The following is an 18,195-nucleotide window of genomic DNA, read 5'->3' as shown; positions in this document are numbered from 1 at the left end:
GCTCTTGCCGCACGAGATCCTGACTTTCGTCAGGATGACGAATTGCACACAGAGGAGCAATTCGTCATGCCCAAGGTACTGATTTCCGACAAGATGGACCCGCGCGCTGCCGAGATCTTCCGCGAACGCGGGGTCGAGGTGGACGAGATCACCGGCAAGACCCCCGAGGAGCTGAAGGCGATCATCGGCGAGTATGACGGGCTCGCCATCCGCAGCTCGACCAAGGTGACCAAGGAGATCCTGGAGCACGCCACCAACCTGAAGGTGGTCGGCCGCGCCGGGATCGGCGTCGACAATGTCGACATCCCCGCCGCCAGCGCCAAGGGCGTGGTGGTGATGAATACGCCGTTCGGCAATTCGATCACCACCGCCGAACATGCCATCGCGCTGATGTTCGCGCTGGCGCGCCAGCTGCCGGAAGCGGACGCCTCGACGCAGGCGGGCAAGTGGGAGAAGAACCGCTTCATGGGCGTCGAGGTGACCGGCAAGACGCTGGGGCTGATCGGCGCGGGCAACATCGGCTCGATCGTCGCCGACCGTGCGCTGGGGCTGAAGATGAAGGTCGTCGCGTTCGACCCGTTCCTGACCGAGGAGCGTGCGGTGGAGCTGGGCGTGACCAAGGTGACGCTGGACGAACTGCTGGCGCGCGCCGACTTCATCACGCTGCACACCCCGCTCACGGATCAGACGCGCAACATCCTGTCGGCGGAAAACCTCGCCAAGACCAAGAAGGGCGTGCGGATCGTCAATTGCGCGCGCGGCGGGCTGATCGACGAGGCGGCGCTGAAGGAAGGACTCGATTCGGGGCATATCGCCGGCGCGGCGCTGGACGTGTTCGTGACCGAGCCGGCGAAGGAATCGCCGCTGTTCGGCACGCCGAACTTCATTTCCACCCCGCATCTGGGCGCATCGACCACCGAGGCGCAGGTCAATGTCGCGATCCAGGTCGCCGAGCAGATGGCCGATTACCTTGTCTCCGGCGGGGTCATCAACGCGCTGAACATGCCGAGCCTGTCGGCAGAGGAAGCGCCCAAGCTGCGCCCGTACATGGGGCTGGCGGAGAAGCTGGGCAGCCTGGTCGGGCAGCTGGCGCATGGCGCGATCGACCGCATCTCGATCCATCGCGAGGGCGCGGCGGCGGAGCTGAACCCCAAGCCGATCACCAGCGCGGTGCTCAAGGGCTTCCTGGGGACGCAGACCGCGACGGTGAACATGGTCAACGCCCCGGTGCTGGCGCGCGACCGCGGCGTCGAGGTGCGCGAGATCCGCACAGAGCGCGAGGGCGATTACCACACGCTGCTGCGCGTCGCGGTGCGCACCGCCGATGGCGAACGGTCGGTGGTCGGCACGCTGTTCGGCGACAGCGCGCCGCGGCTGGTCGAGCTGTTCGGGATCAAGGTGGAGGCGGACCTCGTCGGGCCGATGATCTATGTCGTCAACGAGGACGCGCCCGGCTTCATCGGCCGTATCGGGACGCTGCTGGGCGAGGCGGGGGTCAACATCGGCACCTTCCACCTGGGCCGGCGCGAAGCCGGCGGCGAGGCGGTGCTGCTGCTGTCGGTGGACGAGACGGTCGACGCCGCGCTGCTGGCGAAGGTCAAGGCGCTGCCGGGGGTGAAGACGGCGATGGCGCTGTCGTTCTGATGGTTGGGGGGCGGTGGTCTCGGTGAGACACCTGCCCCTCTCCCAACCCTCTCCCCTGTGGGGAGAGGGTTGGGAGAGGGGTTGCCGCGCACGCCACGGTCAGTGATGGTCCGAGCCGATGCAAACCGCCCCCCTCCTCCTCGACCGCGCGCGAAGGATGCGGCGTGCGATGACCGAGCCGGAAACGCGGCTGTGGCTCGCGCTGCGCGGGCGGCGGCTGGACGGGGTCAAATTCTCCCGCCAGGTCGTGGCCGGTCCCTATATCCTCGACTTCTGCGCGCGCACGCTCAAGCTGGCGATTGAGGTTGACGGCGATACCCACGCCGACCAATCGCGTGACGACCGGCGGACCGCCTGGCTCAAAGCGCGCGGCTATCGCGTCATGCGCTTCACGAACGCGGATGTGATGATGAACTTGGACGGCGTGCTTCAAACGATCCTGTCGGCGGTGACGACAGCCCCTCTCCCCGACCCTCTCCCCGTAGGGGAGAGGGAGGCGCGCGCATGACCGCGCTGCTGCCCGAGGGTCTTCGCGACCGCCTGCCGCCCTACGCCGATGCCGCCGCCGCGATCGAGGCGCGGGTGCTGGGGGCGATCCGGGCGCATGGCTATGAGCGGGTCGATCCGCCGCTCGCGGAGTTCGCCGAGGCGCTCGGCACGCGGCTGAAGGCGGGCGCGCTGCACGATGCGGTGCGCTTCGTCGACCCGGTGTCGCAGCGCACGCTGGCGATCCGCCCGGACATCACCGCGCAGATCGCACGGATCGCGGCGACGCGGATGGGGCACCACCCGCGCCCGGTGCGGCTGAGCTACGCCGGGTCGGCGCTGAAGCTGCGCGCCAGCCAGCTGTCCCCCGCGCGCGAGACGCGGCAGATCGGGGCGGAGCTGTTCGGGCTCGATTCGGTCGCCGCCGCGGGGGAGATCGCGACCGTCGCGGTCGAAGCGATGGCGGCGGCGGGGGTGGCGCAGCCGTCGATCGACTTCACGCTGCCCGATCTGGTCGATGCGCTGGCGGCGGGGCCGCTGCCGGTCGCGGCCGACGCGCTGGCGTCGCTGCGCGAGCGGCTGGACGCCAAGGATGCCGGCGCGGTGGCGCAGATCGCGCCCGATTACCTGCCGCTGATCGCGGCGGCGGGGCCGTTCGAACCGGCGCTGGCGCGGCTGCGCGCGTTCGACCGCGACGGCGTGCTCGCCTCGCGGCTGGATGCGCTGGCGGCGATCGCTGCGACGCTGGACGGGCGCGTCGCGATGACGCTGGACCCGACCGAGCGGCACGGGTTCGAATATCAGACGTGGCTGGGCTTCTCGCTGTTCGGCGGCGCATCGTCGGCGGAGCTGGGGCGCGGCGGCACCTATACGGTGGTGCACGAAGGCGGTGCGGAGGAAGCGGCGACCGGCTTCACGCTGTATGCCGACCGGCTGGTGGGCGATGCGCCGGCGGGCGAGCGGCGCCGGCTGTTCGTGCCACTGAATACCGCGGCCGAAGAAGGCGCGCGGTGGCGCGGCGAGGGCTGGGTGACGGTGGCGGCGCTGGACGCGGGCGACACGCCCGAGGCGCAATTGTGCACGCATGTGCTGGCGGGGGGCGAGGCGCGGGCGCTGTAACCGGGGCGGCTTGGGACGTCGCCCCAGCGCAGGCTGGGGCCTTCTTCCGCGTGCGGGTTGTTCTGTTGTGATCCCCAACGGGGAGGCCCCTGCCTTCGCAGGAGCGACATGCGGGCAGGGGCGACGTTGGTTCAGGTGATCGCCGCGTCCGGCGCGCGCACGACGCGAGGCAGGATCGCGTCGAGCAGGATCATGCCCGCCTCGGTGACGCGCAGATGGTCGCCGCGGCGCTCGATCAGGCCGGGGAGCGCGGCGATCTGGCGGTCGTCGACCAAGGCGTCGATCGCGACCCCGGTCAGCGCCGCGATCCGTGCGAGATTGACACCTTCGTCAAGGCGCAGGCCCATCAGCAGCGCCTCGCTGACGCGGGTCGCGGGATCGAGCGGTTCCTCGCTTTCCAGGCCATGGCCGTTGCGCGCGAGCGCGGCGAGCCAGTTCTCCGGCTTGCGCCGGCGGAAGGTGGCGAGCGCGTCGCGCCGGCCGTGCGCGCCCGGCCCGATCCCGGCATAATCGCCGTAGCGCCAGTAGGTGAGGTTGTGGCGGCTCTGCGCGCCGGGCCGGGCGTGGTTGGAGATTTCGTAGGCCGGGATGCCGGCGGCGGCGGTCATCGCGCGCGTGGCCTCGAACAAATCGGCGGCGGCATCGCCGTCGGGAATGACGAGGCGGCCGGCGGCGGCCTCGGTCGCGAAGCGCGTGCCCGGTTCGATCGTCAGCTGGTAGAGCGACAGGTGCTCGGTGCCGAAGGCGAGCGCGCGCGCCAGTTCGCCCTCCCACGCCGTCAGCGACTGGTCGGGACGCGCGTAGATGAGGTCGATGCTGACGCGCGCGAAATGGCGCTGCGCGATGGCGAGTGCGCCCAGCGCCTCGTCCACGCCATGCGCGCGGCCCAGGAAGCGCAGCGCGGCATCGTCGAGCGCCTGCACCCCCAGCGACACGCGGTTGACCCCGACGGCGGCGAGATCGGCGAAGCGCGCCGCCTCCACCGATGACGGGTTCGCCTCCAGCGTGATCTCCACGCCCCCGGGCGCGGCGGGCCAGGCGTCGAGCGCGGCGTCGATCAGCGCGGCGACCGTGGCGGGTGGCATCAGCGAGGGGGTGCCGCCGCCGAAGAAGATCGAGCCGAGCCGCCGACCGGGGAGCAACGCGGCCTCATGCGCCAGATCGGCGAGCAGCGCGTCGCGCCACTGCGCCTGATCCACCGACGCGCGCACATGGCTGTTGAAGTCGCAATAGGGGCATTTGCTGACGCAGAACGGCCAGTGGATGTAGAGCGCCAGCGGGGGATTGTCGGGAACCATGCCGGCGCCGATATGGCGGCGATGCGCCCGAAACGCCATGCCGTCCGCCTGTTCGCATTCCTGCTGCCGCTGATCGCGGCGGCCTGTTCGGGGGACGGCGGGCCGCCGCGGGTGGTGGAGGCGCGGCCCGATGCCCCCGCGCCGGCACGCGGGGAATCCTTGCTGCGCCGGGCGATGCTGGTGGGGCATAACGCGGCGCGCGCCGACGTCGGCGTGGCGCCGCTGGTGTGGGACGATGCGCTGGCGCGGTCGGCGGCGGCCTATGCGCAGGAGATGGCGCGGACCGGCCGCTTCGCGCACGCCGAACAGCCGCAGGGGCCGCGGCGCGAGGGCGAGAACCTGTTCACCGGGACGCGCGGGGCATACGGCTATGACGAGATGGTCGCGCTGTGGGTGGCGGAGAAGCGCGACTTCGTGAACCGCGCGGTGCCCGATGCGAGCCGGTCGGGCAACTGGGGCGGGGTGGCCCATTACGTGCAGATCGTGTGGCGCGGATCGCGCGCGATGGGGTGCGCGATGGCGTCCAGCCGCCGCGACGATTATCTGGTGTGCCGCTATTCCCCCGCCGGCAACGTGGTCGGCGAGCGGGCTTTCTGACGGGACGGGCGCATTTGACAGCGGCGGACGCGTCGCGCAGCACGGCGCGCGACATGTCACGGCGGGAGTAGGCGACCATGCGTTTCGTAGCGGCGATCGGGGCAGCGTTGTTGGTGCTGGCCGCAGGGCCCGTGGTGGCACAGGACCGCGAGGGGGAAGACCATCCGCTGCTGCCGCGCTATCCGGGCGCGGTGATCGACGATTATCGCGCGCCGTCGCTGGACGAGATCACGATCCCGGCAGGGCAGATCACCAGCCAGGATGCCAGCGGCAACCGGCAGGTGATGGAAGGGCAGGTGACGCAGATCGGCTATCGCGTGGAGCCGGCGGTCGCGCCGTTGCAGATCCAGCGATATTACGCCGACCGGCTGGCCAAGGACGGATTCCAGACGGTGTTCAGCTGCACCGGGCCGGCGTGCGGGCGCGACATGGGGGCGCTGATCTTCAATTCGGGGAAGGTCGCGCCGCCGGGGTTCGACGGGCTGTTCAACGACCGCATCCGCGTGGTCGTGGCGCGGCGCGGCGCGACCTGGATGCTGCTGCACATCGCCGATTCGTCCGACCGGTCGATCATCTACGAAGCGGTGGTCGAGGACGCCAAGCCCGCCGAGGCGCCACCCGCCGGCGGGGAATGATCGGCCTGCGCGCCGCGCCGCCGCTCAAAAGGCGGCGGCGACCAGTTGGCGGAAGGCGTCGCCGCGGTGGCTGATCGCGTTCTTTTCCTCCTCGGCGATCTGCCCGAAGGTCAGGTCGCTGCCGATCGGCTGGAAAATCGGGTCGTAGCCATGGCCCAGGTCGCCGCGCGGCGGCCAGACGAGCGTCCCGTCGACGCGCCCTTCGAACCATTCGACATGGCCGTCGGGCCAGGCGAGCGCGAGCGCGCAAACGAAATGCGCGTCGCGCGGCGCGTCCGGCATCGCATCCAGTTTGTCAGTGACGCGGCGCATCGCCAGCGCGAAGTCGCGCCCGTCGAACGCGGGCACCGGATCGACGCCGGGCAGCCCCGGATCGGCCATCCCCCAGCGCGCCGAGAAGATCCCGGGATCGCCGCCCAGCGCATCGACGCACAGCCCGCTGTCGTCGGCCAGCGCGGGCAGGCCCGACAGGTCGGCGGCGGCGCGCGCCTTCAGCTCGGCATTCATGACAAAGGTGGTGCCGGTCTCCTCCGGCTCCGGCAGGTCGAGCGACGCGGCCGAGACGACATCCAGCCCGCGGCCTTCGAGCAAGGCGGCGATCTCGCGCACCTTGCCCTCATTGTGGCTGGCGATCACCAGCTTGCCGGCGGTGAGCTTGCGGATCGCCTGGGGCGTATCGCTCTCGCCGCTCATGCGACCGCCTTCGCCTGCGCCGCGAAGATGTCGGCGCAGCCGATCCGCGCCAGCCGCAGCAGCCGCAGCAGCGCCTCCTCGTCATAGGTGGCGTGTTCGGCGGTGGCCTGCGCCTCGGCGATATGGCCGTTTTCGAGCAGGACGAAATTGGCGTCCGCGTCGGCGTTCGAGTCCTCGTCGTAATCGAGGTCGAGCACCGGCTGCCCCTGATAGATGCCGCAGGACACCGCCGCGACCTTCTGCGTCAGCGGATCGGCGGCGAGCTTGCCGCTTTCCAGCAGGCCGTCGACCGCGAGGCGCAGCGCGACCCATGCGCCCGAAATGGCTGCGGTGCGGGTGCCGCCGTCGGCCTGGATGACGTCGCAGTCGAGCGTGATCTGGCGTTCGCCCAACAGCGCCATGTCGGTCACCGCGCGTAGCGAACGGCCGATCAGCCGCTGGATTTCCTGCGTCCGGCCCGATTGCTTGCCCTTGGCCGCCTCGCGGCTGCCGCGGGTGTGCGTGGCGCGCGGCAGCATCCCATATTCGGCAGTGACCCAGCCCTGACCCTTGCCGCGCAGGAACGGGGGCACGCGCTCCTCCACGGAGGCGGTGACCAGCACCCTGGTATCGCCGAACCCGATCAGCACCGATCCTTCCGCATGGCGGGTGAAGCGGGGCTCGATGGTGATGGTGCGCATCTGGTCGGGCGCGCGGCCGCTGGGGCGCATTCAACTCTCCTGAAACATGGACGCGCCGGCCGTAGGCGCAGACGCGCGCGGCAACAAGGGGCGAGCGGAGTGCGCACGGTCCGCCAAGGCGCCGGGCGGGGCGCGTCATCCTCCGGCAAGGTGCTGCAACCGGGGGAGATTTCCAATTCTGCACGGTGCGGCGTTAACCCGAAAGTATCAATCGGAACGGTAGGGGAGATGGTGAAGACAAAAATGTAACGGGGAATTTACCAGATGGGGAAGTGGGGATGTCTGCTGGCGACGACGGCCGGCGCCGCAGTCGCGCTGGTCGGTGCCGGACCGGCGGCCGCGCAGGGGCTGCGCGAAGTCGTGCCGAGCCAGAAGGAGCAGGCACAAGGCGCACAGCCGACGCCTGCCCCGTCCGCGAACACCGCCGACATCGTCGTCACCGCGACGCGCCGGTCGCAGCGCTTGTCGAACGTGCCGATCGCGGTCAGCGCCTATAGCACCGCCGCGTTGCAGAATTCGGGCGCGACCGACATCCGCCAGATGGCGCAGCTGGCGCCGTCGCTGATCGTGTCGTCGACCGGATCGGAAGCCAATGCCACCGCGCGGCTGCGCGGCATCGGCACGGTGGGCGACAACCCTGGGCTGGAAAGCTCGGTCGCGGTGTTCATCGACGGCGTGTATCGCAGCCGTACCGGATCGGGGCTGAACGACCTGGGCGAGGTGGAGCGGATCGAGGTGCTGCGCGGGCCGCAGGGCACGCTGTCGGGGCGCAACTCGTCCGCCGGCGCGATCAGCATCTATACCAAGTATCCCGATTTCACCTTCGGCGGCTATGGCGAGGCGACCTACGGCAATTTCAACGCGGTGCGGCTGGCCGGCGCGCTGACCGGGCCGATCGTCGCCGACAAGCTGGCGTTCCGCGTCGACGGCGTGTTCGCCAAGCGCGACGGCTTCTACCACGATGTCGTCAACGACACCGATTACAACGACCGCAACCGCTATTTCGTGCGCGGGCAGCTATTCTTCAAACCGACCGCCGATTTTTCGATCCGGCTGATCGGCGACTACACGCATCGCGACGAAAAGTGCTGCGGCGCGGTCTATATCGACACGCGCGAGAAGTTCGATCCGACGCCGGGCGTGCCGGGCGACTATGAGATCGCGGCGCAGAACCGCATCGTGTCGGTGTTGCAGAGCCTGGGCGGCGTGCTGCCCAGCGCGGGCGACCCGTACAACCGCCTGATCGCGAACACGCGCGGCCGCGCCTATTCCAACGTCACCACCGATTACGGCGTGTCGGCCCGCATCGGCTGGAACATCGGCAGTGTCCAGCTGATCTCGATCAGCGCGTATCGCGAATACAAGGCCGGCGGCGCGGCGGACATCGACTATGGCAATGTCGACATCGGCTATCGCCCCGACGACGGCAACGCCTATCGCGAATTCCACACCTTCACGCAGGAAACCCGGCTGAGCGGCGGGCTGTTCGGCGGGCGGCTCGACTGGCTGGTGGGCGGTTATTACGCGCACGAGGACCTGGAGGTCGTCGACAACCTGAAATTCGGATCGCAATATGGCGCGTTCGCGGCGTGCCGCATGGTCGCGACGATCAACCCGGCCGCGGCGCTGCGCAATCCGGCCAATGCCGGCTGCCTGAGCACCGCCGGACGCGCCGCGCTGACCGCGGCGGTGGGGCCCCAGATCATCGGCGGGATCGACCGGCTGAGCACGATGAGCAACGTCGGCAGCCTGCGCGACGTCTACGATCAGGGCAGCCGCAACTGGGCGCTGTTCACGCACAACATCTTCAAGCTGACCGACACGCTGAGCGTCACCGGCGGGCTTCGCTACACGCATGAGAGCAAGACGCTGAACGCGGCGTTCAACAACAACAACACCGCTTGCCCGGCGCAGCAGGCCGCGCTCGGCCCGCTGCTCGGCAATGCCGCGCTGCGCTCGCTGGCGGCGGGGATCATCACGCTGACCTGCACCGGCAATTCCTCGTCCGCGCTGACCGGCGTGCCGATCCGCGACAAGATCGACGAAGGGCAGCTGACCGGCACCGCCGTGCTGTCGTGGAAGCCGGTGCCCAGCACGTTGCTGTACGCATCCTATGCGCGTGGGTACAAGGCGGGCGGCTACAACCTCGACCGGTCGGACCTGTCGGCGACGGTGTTCGCGACGCCGACCGCGGCCAGCGCGGTGAACCTGCGGTTCGATCCCGAAACGGTCAACGCCTATGAAATGGGCGTCAAGTACAGCTCGCGCCAGTTCACCGCGAACCTTGCGGCCTACCGGTCGGAGTTCCGGAATTTCCAGCTGAACACGTTCAACGGCACCAACTACATCGTCCAGAACATCGGATCGTGCGATACGTCGCTGAACGGCGCGGATCGCGACGAATCGTCCACCACCGGCGCGTGCACCGGGAAGGTCGGCGCCGGCGTGGTGACCCAGGGGTTCGAGCTGGAGGGCGGCGCCTATCCCGCGCCGGACGTCACCTTCACGCTGGGCTATACCTATGCCCATACCCAGTATCGCGACAATCTGGTCGGCAGCGCATCGGGCGAGCCGCTGAACGCGGCGCTGTTCCTGCTGCCGGGCAACCAGATGTCGAACGCGCCGCGCCACACGGTCACCAGTTCGGCGACATGGACGCCGCCGCTGGGCACGGGCGGGCTGACCGCGCTGTTCTACGTCGATAGCCGGATGACCAGCGACTATAACACCGGGTCGGACCTGTTCGCCGAGAAGAACCAGGACGGCTTCTTCCTGGTCAACGCGCGCATCGGCGTGCGCGGGCGCGACCAGCGCTGGGCGCTGGAATTCTGGGGCCAGAACGTGTTCGACACCGATTACCAGCAGGTCGCCTTCTCCGCCCCGTTCCAGGGCGCGGGCAGCGTGTCGCAGGTCAAGCGGTTCGGCGCGCCGAACTTCGCCACCGGCAATGTGCTGTTCTCGAGCTTCCTGGCCGAGCCGCGCACCTATGGCGTGACGCTGCGCTCGCGCTTCTGATCGTCAACCTTCACGAACGGGTCGCACCCATGAAGATACCCCGCAAACTGGGCTGGTCCTTCCTGACCATCATCGCGACCGCGGTGTTGGTGATGGCCGGGTTCCTGGCCGCGATCATGATGATCGCGCGCTCGACGCAGGACAGCAACGCCAGCCAAAGCGTCTTTGCCAAGGCGCTGACGCTGGAAACCGCGATCCTGCGCCAGAACAGCCAGTTTCGCGGCTTCCTGGTGACGGGCGACGTCACGTACCTGAAATCGTATGACGAGGGACGCACGGAGTTCGATAAGACCGCGGTCGAACTGGATGCGATGCTGACCGACCCGGCGCAGAAGGCGCTGCTGGCGGAGGCGCGCACGAAGACGCTGGAATGGCGCCGCGACTGGGGCGACCGGCTGATCCCGTGGGTGAAGGCCGGGCGTCGCGACGAGGCGCAGCAGGCGGTGCGCGACGCCGGCAAGAAGGTGTTGGTCAGTGCGATCGCGCTACCGCTGCGCGCGTTGCGGGCCAAGGAGACCGACGCACTGGCGGCCTATGCCGCGCGTCAGCAATGGGCGATCGACACCGCGCTGATCGTGCTGGGGATCGGCACGGTCGCACTGATCGGCATCGCGATCGGCTTGTCGCGGATGCTGACGCGGGCGATCGCACGGCCGATCACCACGCTGACCGCGACGATGGCCGAACTGGCCGACGGGCGGCACGACATCCGGGTGCCGGGCACGTCGCGCAGCGACGAGCTCGGCGATATGGCGCGCGCGGTCGAAGTGTTCCGCCAGACCGCCGCGGCCAAGCAGGCCGACGACCGCGATCGCGCCGCCGCGATGGCGACGATCGGCAGCAGCCTGAGCCGGCTGTCGGAGGCCGATCTGACAGCGCGGATCAGCGACCTGCCCGAGGCGTTCCGGCGCCTGTCCGACGATTTCAACGCCGCCACCGGCAGCCTGTCGCAGGTGCTGGGCGGGGTGCGCCGCAGCGTCGAGGCGATCAAGCAGAATACCGGCGAGATCAGCGACGCGACCGGCGACCTGTCGCTGCGCACGGAACAGGAAGCCGCCGCGCTCCAGCAATCGGCTTCGGCGCTGGACGAGGTGACGCGATCGATCCGCGACGGCGCCGGTGCGGCGACGAACGCGAGCGCGGCGATGGCGCAGACCCGCGCCGAGGCCGAACAGGGCGGCGACGTGGTGCGCCGCGCGATTGGTGCGATGAACGGCATCGAACAGGCCAGCAACGAGATCGCCGAGATCATCGCGCTGATCGACGGAATCGCGTTCCAGACCAACCTGCTGGCGCTGAACGCCGGGGTCGAGGCGGCGCGTGCGGGGGAGGCGGGCAAGGGCTTTGCCGTCGTCGCCAGCGAAGTGCGCGCGCTGGCGCAGCGGTCCGCCGATGCCGCGACCGAGGTGAAGGCGCGCGTCTCGGCCGCTTCCACCCACGTCCGCGCCGGTGCCGAGCTGGTCGACCAGACCGGGCAGGCGTTGACGCGAATCATCGAGCGGGTGACGAGCGTCAGCACCTCGATCGACGCGGTCGCGCGCTCGTCGGACGAACAGGCGCAGAGCCTGGGCCAGATCAACGTCGCGATCGGCGAGATGGACGCGATGACGCAGCAGAATGCCGCGATGGTCGAGGAAACCTCCGCCGCCGCGCGCCGGCTGGTGGAGGAGGCCGAACAGTTGGCCGCCTCCGTCGCGATCTTCGCGATCGACAGCGCCTCAGCGTCCGCGTCCGCGGCCGCGGTGCCGCGCGCGCTGCGCCGCGCCCCGGTGGCGGTATCGACGGAGCCGCGGCGGGTCGCCAATGGTGACTGGTCGGCATTTTGATCGACATGCCCGCGGCGATCGATCATCGCCTTGCCGGTACGGATGAGGCCGAGATGACCGTCGCTGCCAGCCCGATCGGCCCGCTGGGCCGCCATGCCGCGGCGGTGCGCGCGATGGGATCGCGCTTCGTCGCCGACGTGCTGGCGGCGGGCGAGCGGCAGCTGTGGCGCGCGCCGCGTACCGCCGCGCTGATCGCCGGCTGGCCGGGTGATGCCGCCGCCGACGCGCTGGCGATGCGGTTCAACGCCGCGCTCCACGCGCTGGCGCGGCGCGGTGCGGACCCCGATCTGGCGGCGTTGTTCCACGCCGCGGCGGGCGACGTCGACCGTGCGGTCGGCGCGGCGATGGCGGCGCATGATGCGTTCATCGCCGACTGGATGCGAGAGGCGCCGCAGACCAACGAGGTTGGCCGGACCGGCGCGATCATGGCGGCGCTGATGGTGCTGGGCGCACGGCGCGCGATGCCGGTGGCGCTGCGCGAACTGGGCGCGAGCGCGGGACTGAACCTGTTGCTGGCGCGCTATGCGCACGATCTGGGCGGGGTGGCGGCGGGTGACCCGAGGTCACCGGTTCGGGTCGCGCCCCGCTGGACCGGCGTCGCGCCGCCCGCCGCGCCGGTGACGATCGCCTCCGCGCGCGGGGTCGACCTGCGCCCGCTCGACGTGCGCGACGATGCGGCGTGCGAGCGGCTGATGGCGCATGTCTGGGCCGACGAGCCCGCGCGCGCGCAGCGGCTGGCGGCGGCGCTGCGCATCGCCCGCGCCGATTCGCCGCAGCTGGAGCGCGGCGACATCGCCGACTGGCTGCCCGCGCAGCTCGCCCAGCCGCAGTCGGCGGGGGAGTGGCGCGTCGTGGTCCATTCGATGGCGCTGCAATATTGCGATGCCCGCGCGCGCGCGCTGGTGCACGATGCCTTCGCGATCGCGGGCGCGCGGGCCGATGCGGATCGGCCGCTGGCACGGATCGGGTTCGAATGGACCGCGGCGCGCGATGCGGTGCATCTGTCGCTGACGACCTGGCCCGATGGCGTGACCGAGCATCTGGCGACCTGCCACGCTTATGGCGCCTGGGTCGACTGGCACGGCACGCGCTGAAAGGCGGGGATCAAGAAGGCGTGTTTCGCGAGGCCGTGCGCGCCCCTCAGACTTCCTCCGCCGCCAGCCCACCGATCGACAGGCCGGATTGCGCCAGCGCGTCGCCCAGCGTGTCGAGCGGGGGCGGGGCGCTGCCCGCGGCCATTTCGACGGTGACGTCGAGCAGCCCGTCGGCGCTGCGCACCAGCCGCGCGCCGGTGGCGGGCCAGCTGTCATTGCCGAACCGCACGCGCACTTCGCGCGCGCCGCGGCCGTTTTCGCGGGTCCACAGATCGGCGAGCATCTGCGCGAAGCCGGAGGGGTCGACCTGCGGCGCGGGCGGGTGCGCGGCGACCGTCACCGGCAGTGCGCCCGGCTGCGCGAAGCCGCCGAAGCCCTGATCGGAGGAGCGTTCGCCGTCGCGCCGGTCCAGCGCGGCGCGATCATCGGCCGAACGCCATTCGCCGGTCGCCAGCGCGTCCGCGCCGCGATCCGCGCCCGCCATGGCGGTGCGCGCGCCCCCCTGCTGCTGCGCGGTGCGTCCGCCGGCCTGCGGCTGGCCCGGAAGGGACCCTTGTTGCCGGCGCGCATTCGCCAGCGCCTCGCGCATCGCCTGGACGTCCTGCGGTGCCGGTGCCGTGCGCGCGGCGGGGCGGGCGGGGGAGCGCGGCGCGTGGCTGCGCGTCGTGGCCGAGACGTCGCTCATCGGAACCTCCTGATGTCTTCGCTGTCGAGCGCCTGGCGCTCCTCCTCCAGCCGCAGCGCGTGGCGGCGCATCGCACCGACCCGCCCGGCGGCCGCATCGTGGCGCGCCTGCGCGACGATCATCGCGCGGCGGCGCTCGGCCTCGTCGGCGAGGCATCGTTCCTCGGCGGTGCGCGCCTGCGCCACGGTTTCGCCGGCGATCGAGCGGTCGAAGCGTGCGCGGTCGAGCAGCGCGAGCAGCCGTTCGGCCTCCGCCGGATCGGTCGCCAGATCGGCGCGTGCGGCGTCATGCGCGGCGCCGGCGGCATCGGCGGCGGCATCCGCGTCGCGGCGCGCACGTTCCGCCTCCTGCGTCGCGGCACGCGCTGCCGCCAGTCGCGCCGCCGCCGCGCGGACGCGCACATCGCGCAGGCGAACGAGCTGTCCGGCCTGGCGGATCGTATCGCGCGCGCTCATCCACCGATGCTCCGCAGCATCAGCAGCGCATTGGCCATCGCGGCGCGCTCCGTCTCCGGCTGGCGCAGCAGCGCATCGATCTCCGGCCGCGCGGCGATCGCGCGATCGGCGAGCGCGTCGGCGCCGGGGCGATATTCGCCGACCTGCACCAGGAATTCGATCTCGGCATGTTTGGCCATCAGCGCGCGCACCGCGGTGGCGGCGGCGCGATGATCGGGGGTGGCGAGCCGGGTGAACAGTCGCGACAGGCTGCCGAGCACGTCGATCGCGGGATAATGGCCCGCCGCGCCCAGTTTGCGCGACAGGAGGATATGCCCGTCGAGGATCGAGCGCACTTCCTCACCTACCGGGTCGCCGCCGTCCTCATCCTCCAACAGGACGGTGTAGACGCCGGTGATCGCGCCGTTGGCATCGGTGCCCGCGCGCTCGAACAGCCGCGGCAGTTCGGCGAAGACCGACGGGGGAAAGCCGCGCCGTACCGCCGGTTCGCCCGCCGCCAGCCCGATCTCACGCAGCGCGCGCGCGAAGCGGGTGACCGAATCCATCAGCAGTAGCACGCTCCTGCCCTGGCTGCGGAATCCCTCCGCGATGGCGGTGGCGTGATGCGCGGCGCGCACCCGCTCCATCGCCGCGCGATCGGAGGTGGCGCAAACGATCACCGAGCGCGCCAGCCCATCCTCGCCGAGCGCGTCGGTGATGAACTCGCGCACTTCGCGCCCGCGTTCGCCGATCAGCGAGATGACGATCACCTCCGCCTTGGCGAAGCGCGCGAGCATGCCGAGCAGCGTCGATTTTCCCCCGCCGGCGGCGGCGAACACGCCCATCCGCTGCCCTTCGCCCAGCGTCAGAAGCGTGTCGATCGCGCGCACGCCGGTTTCCAGCGGGCGGTCGATCAGCGTGCGCTCCATCGGGGAGGGGGCGGGGGCGTGGAGCGGAACGGTCGGCAGCCCCGCGGGCAGATCGCCCTTGCCGTCGATCGGGCGGCCGCGCCCGTCGAGCACGCGGCCGAGCAATGCGGGGCCATAGGGGACGCGATCCTCGCCGGGGCGCACCACCACCTCGGCATCGGCGGACAGGCCGCGCACATCGCCCAGCGGGGTCAGGATCGTCGCCTGGCCGGCGATGCCGACCACCTCCGCCATCACCGCATCGCCGGTGGCGGGGACGACCACCTCGCACGTTTCCCCGATGCGCGCGGCGATGCCGGTGACCTTCATCGTCGTGCCCAGCAGCTCGACCAGCCGCCCCCGCCGTTCGACCGTGGTGGAACGGTGCAGCCGCGCGAGCAGGTCATCGACGCCGCCGTCCAGCAACATCTCGCGCGGGGCGATCATCCCGCGATTCCCCAGGCGCGTGCCAGCGCGGCGAGCTGCGTTTCCAGCCCGGCATGGACCTCCCCCAGCGGGGTGGCGAGCACGCAATCGTCGCGGGACAGGCGCGAATCGCCCTCGATACGCGCACGCGATCCCAGCCGCGCGGCGGTCGCCGTGACCGCATCGGGATGGACGCGCACTACCGGTGACGGATCGGGAGACACCGATGCGGCGGCGCGATCGGCCAGCGCGGCGACCATCTCGGCAGGGCCGAGATCGGCCGCGATGCGGCGCACCACCTCCAGCGCGAGCCGCGCCAGATCGTCGCGCTGCGCGGTCAGCCGCGCGGCATCTGCGGCGGCAAGCCGGAGCAGTTCGTCGCGCACCTGCGCCGCGCCGGTCGCCAGCCCCTCGGCATGGCCCGCGGCGCGCGCTTCCTCGCGGGCGGCATCGGCGGCGGTGCGTGCGTCGGAAGCGGCGGCGTCGCGGATCGCGGCGGCGGCCTCCAGCAGGGTGCGCGCCTCGGAGAAGGCGGGCAGGTCGGTGGCGGGGACGATCGGATCGTCACGTACCAGCGTCGCGGCGGTATCGGCGTGGATCAGCACGTAGCTCATGCCGTCCCCTCCCGCGCGGCGGCGGCGACCGCGAAGCGCGCCAGCGCGGCGTCGCAGCGGCGCACCGCGCTCGGTGCCCATTCGAGATAGCGGTGCAGCACGCCCGGTACCGCGGCGCGCATTAGGTCGAAGCCGAGCGCGTCGATCGCATCGCCGGCGACCGCAGCCACCCCGCCGCCCGGCACGTCTGGCGCCAGCGCGATCGCGGCGTCGAGCGCGCTGTCGCCCGCGCGGCGCGCCAACTCGCGCAGCCAGTCGCCGTCGATCGACGCCGCGATCGCGGGCGCCATCGCGACCAGTGCCGCGCGTACCGCCAGCCGCATCAGCGCGGGGCGCGGGCGTTGCAGCCAGTCGGGCGCGCGCGCCAGATCGGCGAAGCTGGCGGCGACCGGCGCGGGGCCACGCTCGATCAGCGCGCGCGCGCGCCGCTCGCCGCGTTCGCCCGCCAGTTCGGCGAGGCTGGCGCCGATCCGCGCCAGCGCCGCGCGTTCCGCCGCCGCGCTCACGGCTGGACGTCCTGCGGCACGATCGCGCGTCGCGCCGCCGCCTGCCGCCGCAGCCGCCAGCGGCGCACGCCCGGATAGGCGAGCGCGCCGACCACCGCCAGCGCACCGATCGCCAGCGCCCATACCAGCGCGTCGCCGCCGCCCGCCGACGCGGCGGGCGTGCCGACCGCGACCGGCGCCGGCGCGGCGGCAAAGGTTTCGACGCTGACGTTTTCGTATTTCAGCCCCTCGATCGAATTGACGACCAGCGCCTTGATCTTGCCGATCTGGCCGTTGATGTCGGTGCCGGGGCGGTATTTGATGAACACCGATGCGCTGGCGGGCGCCTTCTGCTCGGCGAGCGGCGCGTCCTCGGGCAGCGCCAGATGGACGCGCGCCTGCACCACGCCGTCGATCTCGGTCAGGGTGCGCGACAGTTCCTGGCTGAGCCCCCAGTTCAGCCGCGCGCGCTCCTCGGTGGGGGAGGAGACGAAGCCTTCCTTCTTGAACACGGTGCCGAGCGTCGCGAAATCCTGGCGCGGATAGCCTTGCGACTGGAGGATCTCCACCGCGCGGCCGAAGTCGCTTTTGGCGGTGGTGAGCGTCCAGCCGTTCTCGCCCGCGCTGGTCTTGTCGGCCTCGATCCCCGATCGCTGGAGCACCGCGATCATCTCGTTGGCCTGCGCCTCGGTCAGCTTGCCGTACAGTTCGGCGCGGCCGCATGCGGCCAGGAGGAGAAGCCCCAGCGCGGCCAGTACGATCCGCAGCTGTCGCACGATGGCGTCCATGCGCCGCTCCTCCTCCCGCCGGACCGTCACGATTGCTGCCGGAACAGCTGCTGCACCCCGTCGGAGGTGCGGTTGGCGATGTTCGACGTCAGCTGGCAGTGGAACATGAACTCGTGGCATTTCATCGTCAGGTTGACGACCTCGCCCGGGGTCATGTCAGCGCCCTTCGCCGAGGCGGCCTGCGCATAATCGGCGACGTTGCGCGCCTCGCCGTTCACCTTTTCCAGCTGGTTGAACATCGCCTTGATCGCGGGCGACAGCTGGTCAGGGCCGCCCACGGGGGAGGCGCCGGACGCCGCCGCCGTCATCGACGACTGGAAGCTGGTGATGTCGGCGATGGAGGCGTTCGGCCCGGCCTGGACCGTGTCGCCCGGCGGCATCGCGATCCCGGCGCCGCCGGCGCCCGCGGCGGATGCCGCAATGGCTTCGATCGACATGTGCGGCCCTCCTTAGCCCTTGCGCGCCATCGTCTCGAGCGCCTTGCCGACGCTGTCGATCGAGCTGGACGAGCTGTTCGCCATGAAGCTCATCCGCATCGATTCGGCGGTCAGCTTCGTGATCTGCGACGGATTGTCGCCGCCCTGGCCGACGCTGTCGGACATCTGTTCGATCCGCGCGGCCTGCCCGTCGAGCGTCTGGCCCCAGGCATCGGCGAGCGCCTCGAACCAGGTGCCCGGCGCATTGCCCTTGGCCATGCGGTTCCCCGTCAGGGGGGTGGCGGCGATCATGCCGAGGCCGCCGGTGATGCTGTTGTCCGTCACTTGCCTT

General features: G+C 71.1%; 19 protein-coding genes. 8 read left to right on the top strand and 11 right to left on the bottom strand.

Features of this window, described 5'->3' with window-relative positions; genetic code table 11:
- Positions 1 to 66 precede the first annotated feature (66 nt).
- The 3 genes from serA to COA17_RS06210 all read left to right on the top strand — a co-directional run bounded on the left by serA (position 67) and on the right by COA17_RS06210 (position 3,249).
- Positions 67 to 1,644: a phosphoglycerate dehydrogenase gene (gene serA, locus COA17_RS06220; RefSeq protein WP_096611025.1), complete on the top strand. Its 1,578-nt coding sequence runs from the start codon at positions 67 to 69 to the stop codon at positions 1,642 to 1,644.
- Positions 1,645 to 1,813: 169 nt separating this feature from the next.
- Positions 1,814 to 2,152: an endonuclease domain-containing protein gene (locus COA17_RS06215; RefSeq protein ID WP_245857487.1), complete on the top strand. Its 339-nt coding sequence runs from the start codon at positions 1,814 to 1,816 to the stop codon at positions 2,150 to 2,152.
- Positions 2,149 to 3,249 (top strand): ATP phosphoribosyltransferase regulatory subunit, encoded by a 1,101-nt coding sequence (locus tag COA17_RS06210; protein ID WP_096611023.1) that lies wholly within the window; start codon positions 2,149 to 2,151, stop codon positions 3,247 to 3,249. The genes COA17_RS06215 and COA17_RS06210 overlap by 4 nt, the downstream gene beginning before the upstream one ends.
- Before the next feature lie 131 nt (positions 3,250 to 3,380).
- On the opposite strand, the gene hemW is transcribed toward COA17_RS06210, so the two are convergent.
- Positions 3,381 to 4,586, bottom strand: a complete 1,206-nt coding sequence (hemW, locus tag COA17_RS06205) for a radical SAM family heme chaperone HemW (RefSeq protein WP_245857484.1) — start codon at positions 4,584 to 4,586, stop codon at positions 3,381 to 3,383.
- On the opposite strand from hemW, the gene COA17_RS06200 reads away from it, so the two are divergent.
- Together COA17_RS06200 and COA17_RS06195 are read left to right on the top strand one after the other, a co-directional pair.
- The gene (locus COA17_RS06200; protein WP_342746835.1) at positions 4,569 to 5,144 is read left to right on the top strand and encodes a CAP domain-containing protein; all 576 of its coding nucleotides are present in this window, start codon (positions 4,569 to 4,571) and stop codon (positions 5,142 to 5,144) included. The two genes, hemW and COA17_RS06200, sit on opposite strands and share 18 nt — an antisense overlap.
- Positions 5,145 to 5,221: 77 nt before the next feature.
- Entirely contained in the window at positions 5,222 to 5,779 is a 558-nt protein-coding gene (locus tag COA17_RS06195) for a hypothetical protein (protein WP_096611019.1), read from the top strand.
- 24 nt (positions 5,780 to 5,803) lie between these two features.
- Here the strand turns inward: COA17_RS06195 and rdgB are convergent, their stop codons facing one another.
- Entirely contained in the window at positions 5,804 to 6,472 is a 669-nt protein-coding gene (gene rdgB / locus COA17_RS06190) for an RdgB/HAM1 family non-canonical purine NTP pyrophosphatase (RefSeq protein WP_066489000.1), read from the bottom strand.
- The gene (gene rph, locus COA17_RS06185) at positions 6,469 to 7,182 is read right to left on the bottom strand and encodes a ribonuclease PH (RefSeq protein WP_066489002.1); all 714 of its coding nucleotides are present in this window, start codon (positions 7,180 to 7,182) and stop codon (positions 6,469 to 6,471) included. Before rph ends, rdgB begins: the two co-directional genes overlap by 4 nt.
- A 234-nt stretch (positions 7,183 to 7,416) precedes the next feature.
- On the opposite strand from rph, the gene COA17_RS06180 reads away from it, so the two are divergent.
- The 3 genes from COA17_RS06180 to COA17_RS06170 are packed head-to-tail and all read left to right on the top strand — an operon-like array spanning position 7,417 to position 13,087.
- A complete protein-coding gene (locus COA17_RS06180; protein WP_096611017.1) occupies positions 7,417 to 10,167 on the top strand; it encodes a TonB-dependent receptor in 2,751 nt (916 codons plus the stop codon).
- Positions 10,168 to 10,196: 29 nt separating this feature from the next.
- On the top strand, positions 10,197 to 11,993 hold the full coding sequence (locus COA17_RS06175) for a methyl-accepting chemotaxis protein (protein ID WP_096611015.1): 1,797 nt from the start codon (positions 10,197 to 10,199) through the stop codon (positions 11,991 to 11,993).
- Between the two features lie 5 nt (positions 11,994 to 11,998).
- Entirely contained in the window at positions 11,999 to 13,087 is a 1,089-nt protein-coding gene (locus tag COA17_RS06170) for a DUF2332 domain-containing protein (protein WP_245857548.1), read from the top strand.
- A gap of 46 nt (positions 13,088 to 13,133) precedes the next feature.
- Here COA17_RS06170 and COA17_RS06165 read toward each other — a convergent pair whose 3' ends face one another.
- Genes COA17_RS06165 through COA17_RS06130 form a run of 8 tightly spaced genes read right to left on the bottom strand, consistent with a single transcriptional unit; the run spans position 13,134 to position 18,188 of the window.
- Positions 13,134 to 13,772, bottom strand: a complete 639-nt coding sequence (locus tag COA17_RS06165; protein WP_096611013.1) for a hypothetical protein — start codon at positions 13,770 to 13,772, stop codon at positions 13,134 to 13,136.
- Positions 13,769 to 14,227 (bottom strand): hypothetical protein, encoded by a 459-nt coding sequence (locus COA17_RS06160; RefSeq protein ID WP_096611011.1) that lies wholly within the window; start codon positions 14,225 to 14,227, stop codon positions 13,769 to 13,771. The genes COA17_RS06165 and COA17_RS06160 overlap by 4 nt, the downstream gene beginning before the upstream one ends.
- Positions 14,224 to 15,561 carry a FliI/YscN family ATPase gene (locus tag COA17_RS06155; RefSeq protein ID WP_245857482.1) on the bottom strand — a complete coding sequence of 446 codons (1,338 nt, stop codon included), beginning with the start codon at positions 15,559 to 15,561 and terminating at the stop codon, positions 14,224 to 14,226. The genes COA17_RS06160 and COA17_RS06155 overlap by 4 nt, the downstream gene beginning before the upstream one ends.
- Positions 15,558 to 16,154, bottom strand: coding sequence for a FliH/SctL family protein (locus COA17_RS06150; protein ID WP_066488644.1), 597 nt, complete (start codon positions 16,152 to 16,154; stop codon positions 15,558 to 15,560). Before COA17_RS06150 ends, COA17_RS06155 begins: the two co-directional genes overlap by 4 nt.
- Positions 16,151 to 16,660 carry a hypothetical protein gene (locus COA17_RS06145; RefSeq protein ID WP_066488639.1) on the bottom strand — a complete coding sequence of 170 codons (510 nt, stop codon included), beginning with the start codon at positions 16,658 to 16,660 and terminating at the stop codon, positions 16,151 to 16,153. The genes COA17_RS06150 and COA17_RS06145 overlap by 4 nt, the downstream gene beginning before the upstream one ends.
- Complete coding sequence (gene sctJ, locus COA17_RS06140; protein WP_217990992.1) at positions 16,657 to 17,427, bottom strand: type III secretion system inner membrane ring lipoprotein SctJ; 771 nt, start codon at positions 17,425 to 17,427, stop codon at positions 16,657 to 16,659. The genes COA17_RS06145 and sctJ overlap by 4 nt, the downstream gene beginning before the upstream one ends.
- Positions 17,428 to 17,453: 26 nt before the next feature.
- On the bottom strand, positions 17,454 to 17,864 hold the full coding sequence (locus COA17_RS06135; protein WP_176484821.1) for a hypothetical protein: 411 nt from the start codon (positions 17,862 to 17,864) through the stop codon (positions 17,454 to 17,456).
- A gap of 12 nt (positions 17,865 to 17,876) precedes the next feature.
- On the bottom strand, positions 17,877 to 18,188 hold the full coding sequence (locus COA17_RS06130; RefSeq protein WP_231738799.1) for a hypothetical protein: 312 nt from the start codon (positions 18,186 to 18,188) through the stop codon (positions 17,877 to 17,879).
- Between the last annotated feature and the right edge of the window lie 7 nt (positions 18,189 to 18,195).

It is taken from the genome of Sphingomonas ginsenosidimutans, from assembly GCF_002374835.1.
Classification (GTDB): domain Bacteria; phylum Pseudomonadota; class Alphaproteobacteria; order Sphingomonadales; family Sphingomonadaceae; genus Sphingomonas; species Sphingomonas ginsenosidimutans.
This window is presented reverse-complemented; position numbering and strand designations above follow the sequence as displayed.

Bases quoted from the DNA above. Each gene is read 5' to 3' on its own strand.
- COA17_RS06210 (WP_096611023.1), top strand. From the start codon at position 2,149: ATGACCGCGCTGCTGCCCGAGGGTCTTCGCGACCGCCTGCCGCCCTAC.
- hemW (WP_245857484.1), bottom strand. From the start codon at position 4,586: ATGGCGTTTCGGGCGCATCGCCGCCATATCGGCGCCGGCATGGTTCCC.
- COA17_RS06135 (WP_176484821.1), bottom strand. From the start codon at position 17,864: ATGTCGATCGAAGCCATTGCGGCATCCGCCGCGGGCGCCGGCGGCGCC.
- rph (WP_066489002.1), bottom strand. From the start codon at position 7,182: ATGCGCCCCAGCGGCCGCGCGCCCGACCAGATGCGCACCATCACCATC.
- COA17_RS06160 (WP_096611011.1), bottom strand. From the start codon at position 14,227: ATGAGCGCGCGCGATACGATCCGCCAGGCCGGACAGCTCGTTCGCCTG.
- COA17_RS06195 (WP_096611019.1), top strand. From the start codon at position 5,222: ATGCGTTTCGTAGCGGCGATCGGGGCAGCGTTGTTGGTGCTGGCCGCA.
- sctJ (WP_217990992.1), bottom strand. From the start codon at position 17,427: ATGGACGCCATCGTGCGACAGCTGCGGATCGTACTGGCCGCGCTGGGG.
- COA17_RS06155 (WP_245857482.1), bottom strand. From the start codon at position 15,561: ATGATCGCCCCGCGCGAGATGTTGCTGGACGGCGGCGTCGATGACCTG.
- serA (WP_096611025.1), top strand. From the start codon at position 67: ATGCCCAAGGTACTGATTTCCGACAAGATGGACCCGCGCGCTGCCGAG.
- COA17_RS06200 (WP_342746835.1), top strand. From the start codon at position 4,569: ATGCGCCCGAAACGCCATGCCGTCCGCCTGTTCGCATTCCTGCTGCCG.
- COA17_RS06215 (WP_245857487.1), top strand. From the start codon at position 1,814: ATGACCGAGCCGGAAACGCGGCTGTGGCTCGCGCTGCGCGGGCGGCGG.
- COA17_RS06165 (WP_096611013.1), bottom strand. From the start codon at position 13,772: ATGAGCGACGTCTCGGCCACGACGCGCAGCCACGCGCCGCGCTCCCCC.
- COA17_RS06150 (WP_066488644.1), bottom strand. From the start codon at position 16,154: ATGAGCTACGTGCTGATCCACGCCGATACCGCCGCGACGCTGGTACGT.
- COA17_RS06175 (WP_096611015.1), top strand. From the start codon at position 10,197: ATGAAGATACCCCGCAAACTGGGCTGGTCCTTCCTGACCATCATCGCG.
- COA17_RS06180 (WP_096611017.1), top strand. From the start codon at position 7,417: ATGGGGAAGTGGGGATGTCTGCTGGCGACGACGGCCGGCGCCGCAGTC.
- COA17_RS06170 (WP_245857548.1), top strand. From the start codon at position 11,999: ATGCCCGCGGCGATCGATCATCGCCTTGCCGGTACGGATGAGGCCGAG.
- rdgB (WP_066489000.1), bottom strand. From the start codon at position 6,472: ATGAGCGGCGAGAGCGATACGCCCCAGGCGATCCGCAAGCTCACCGCC.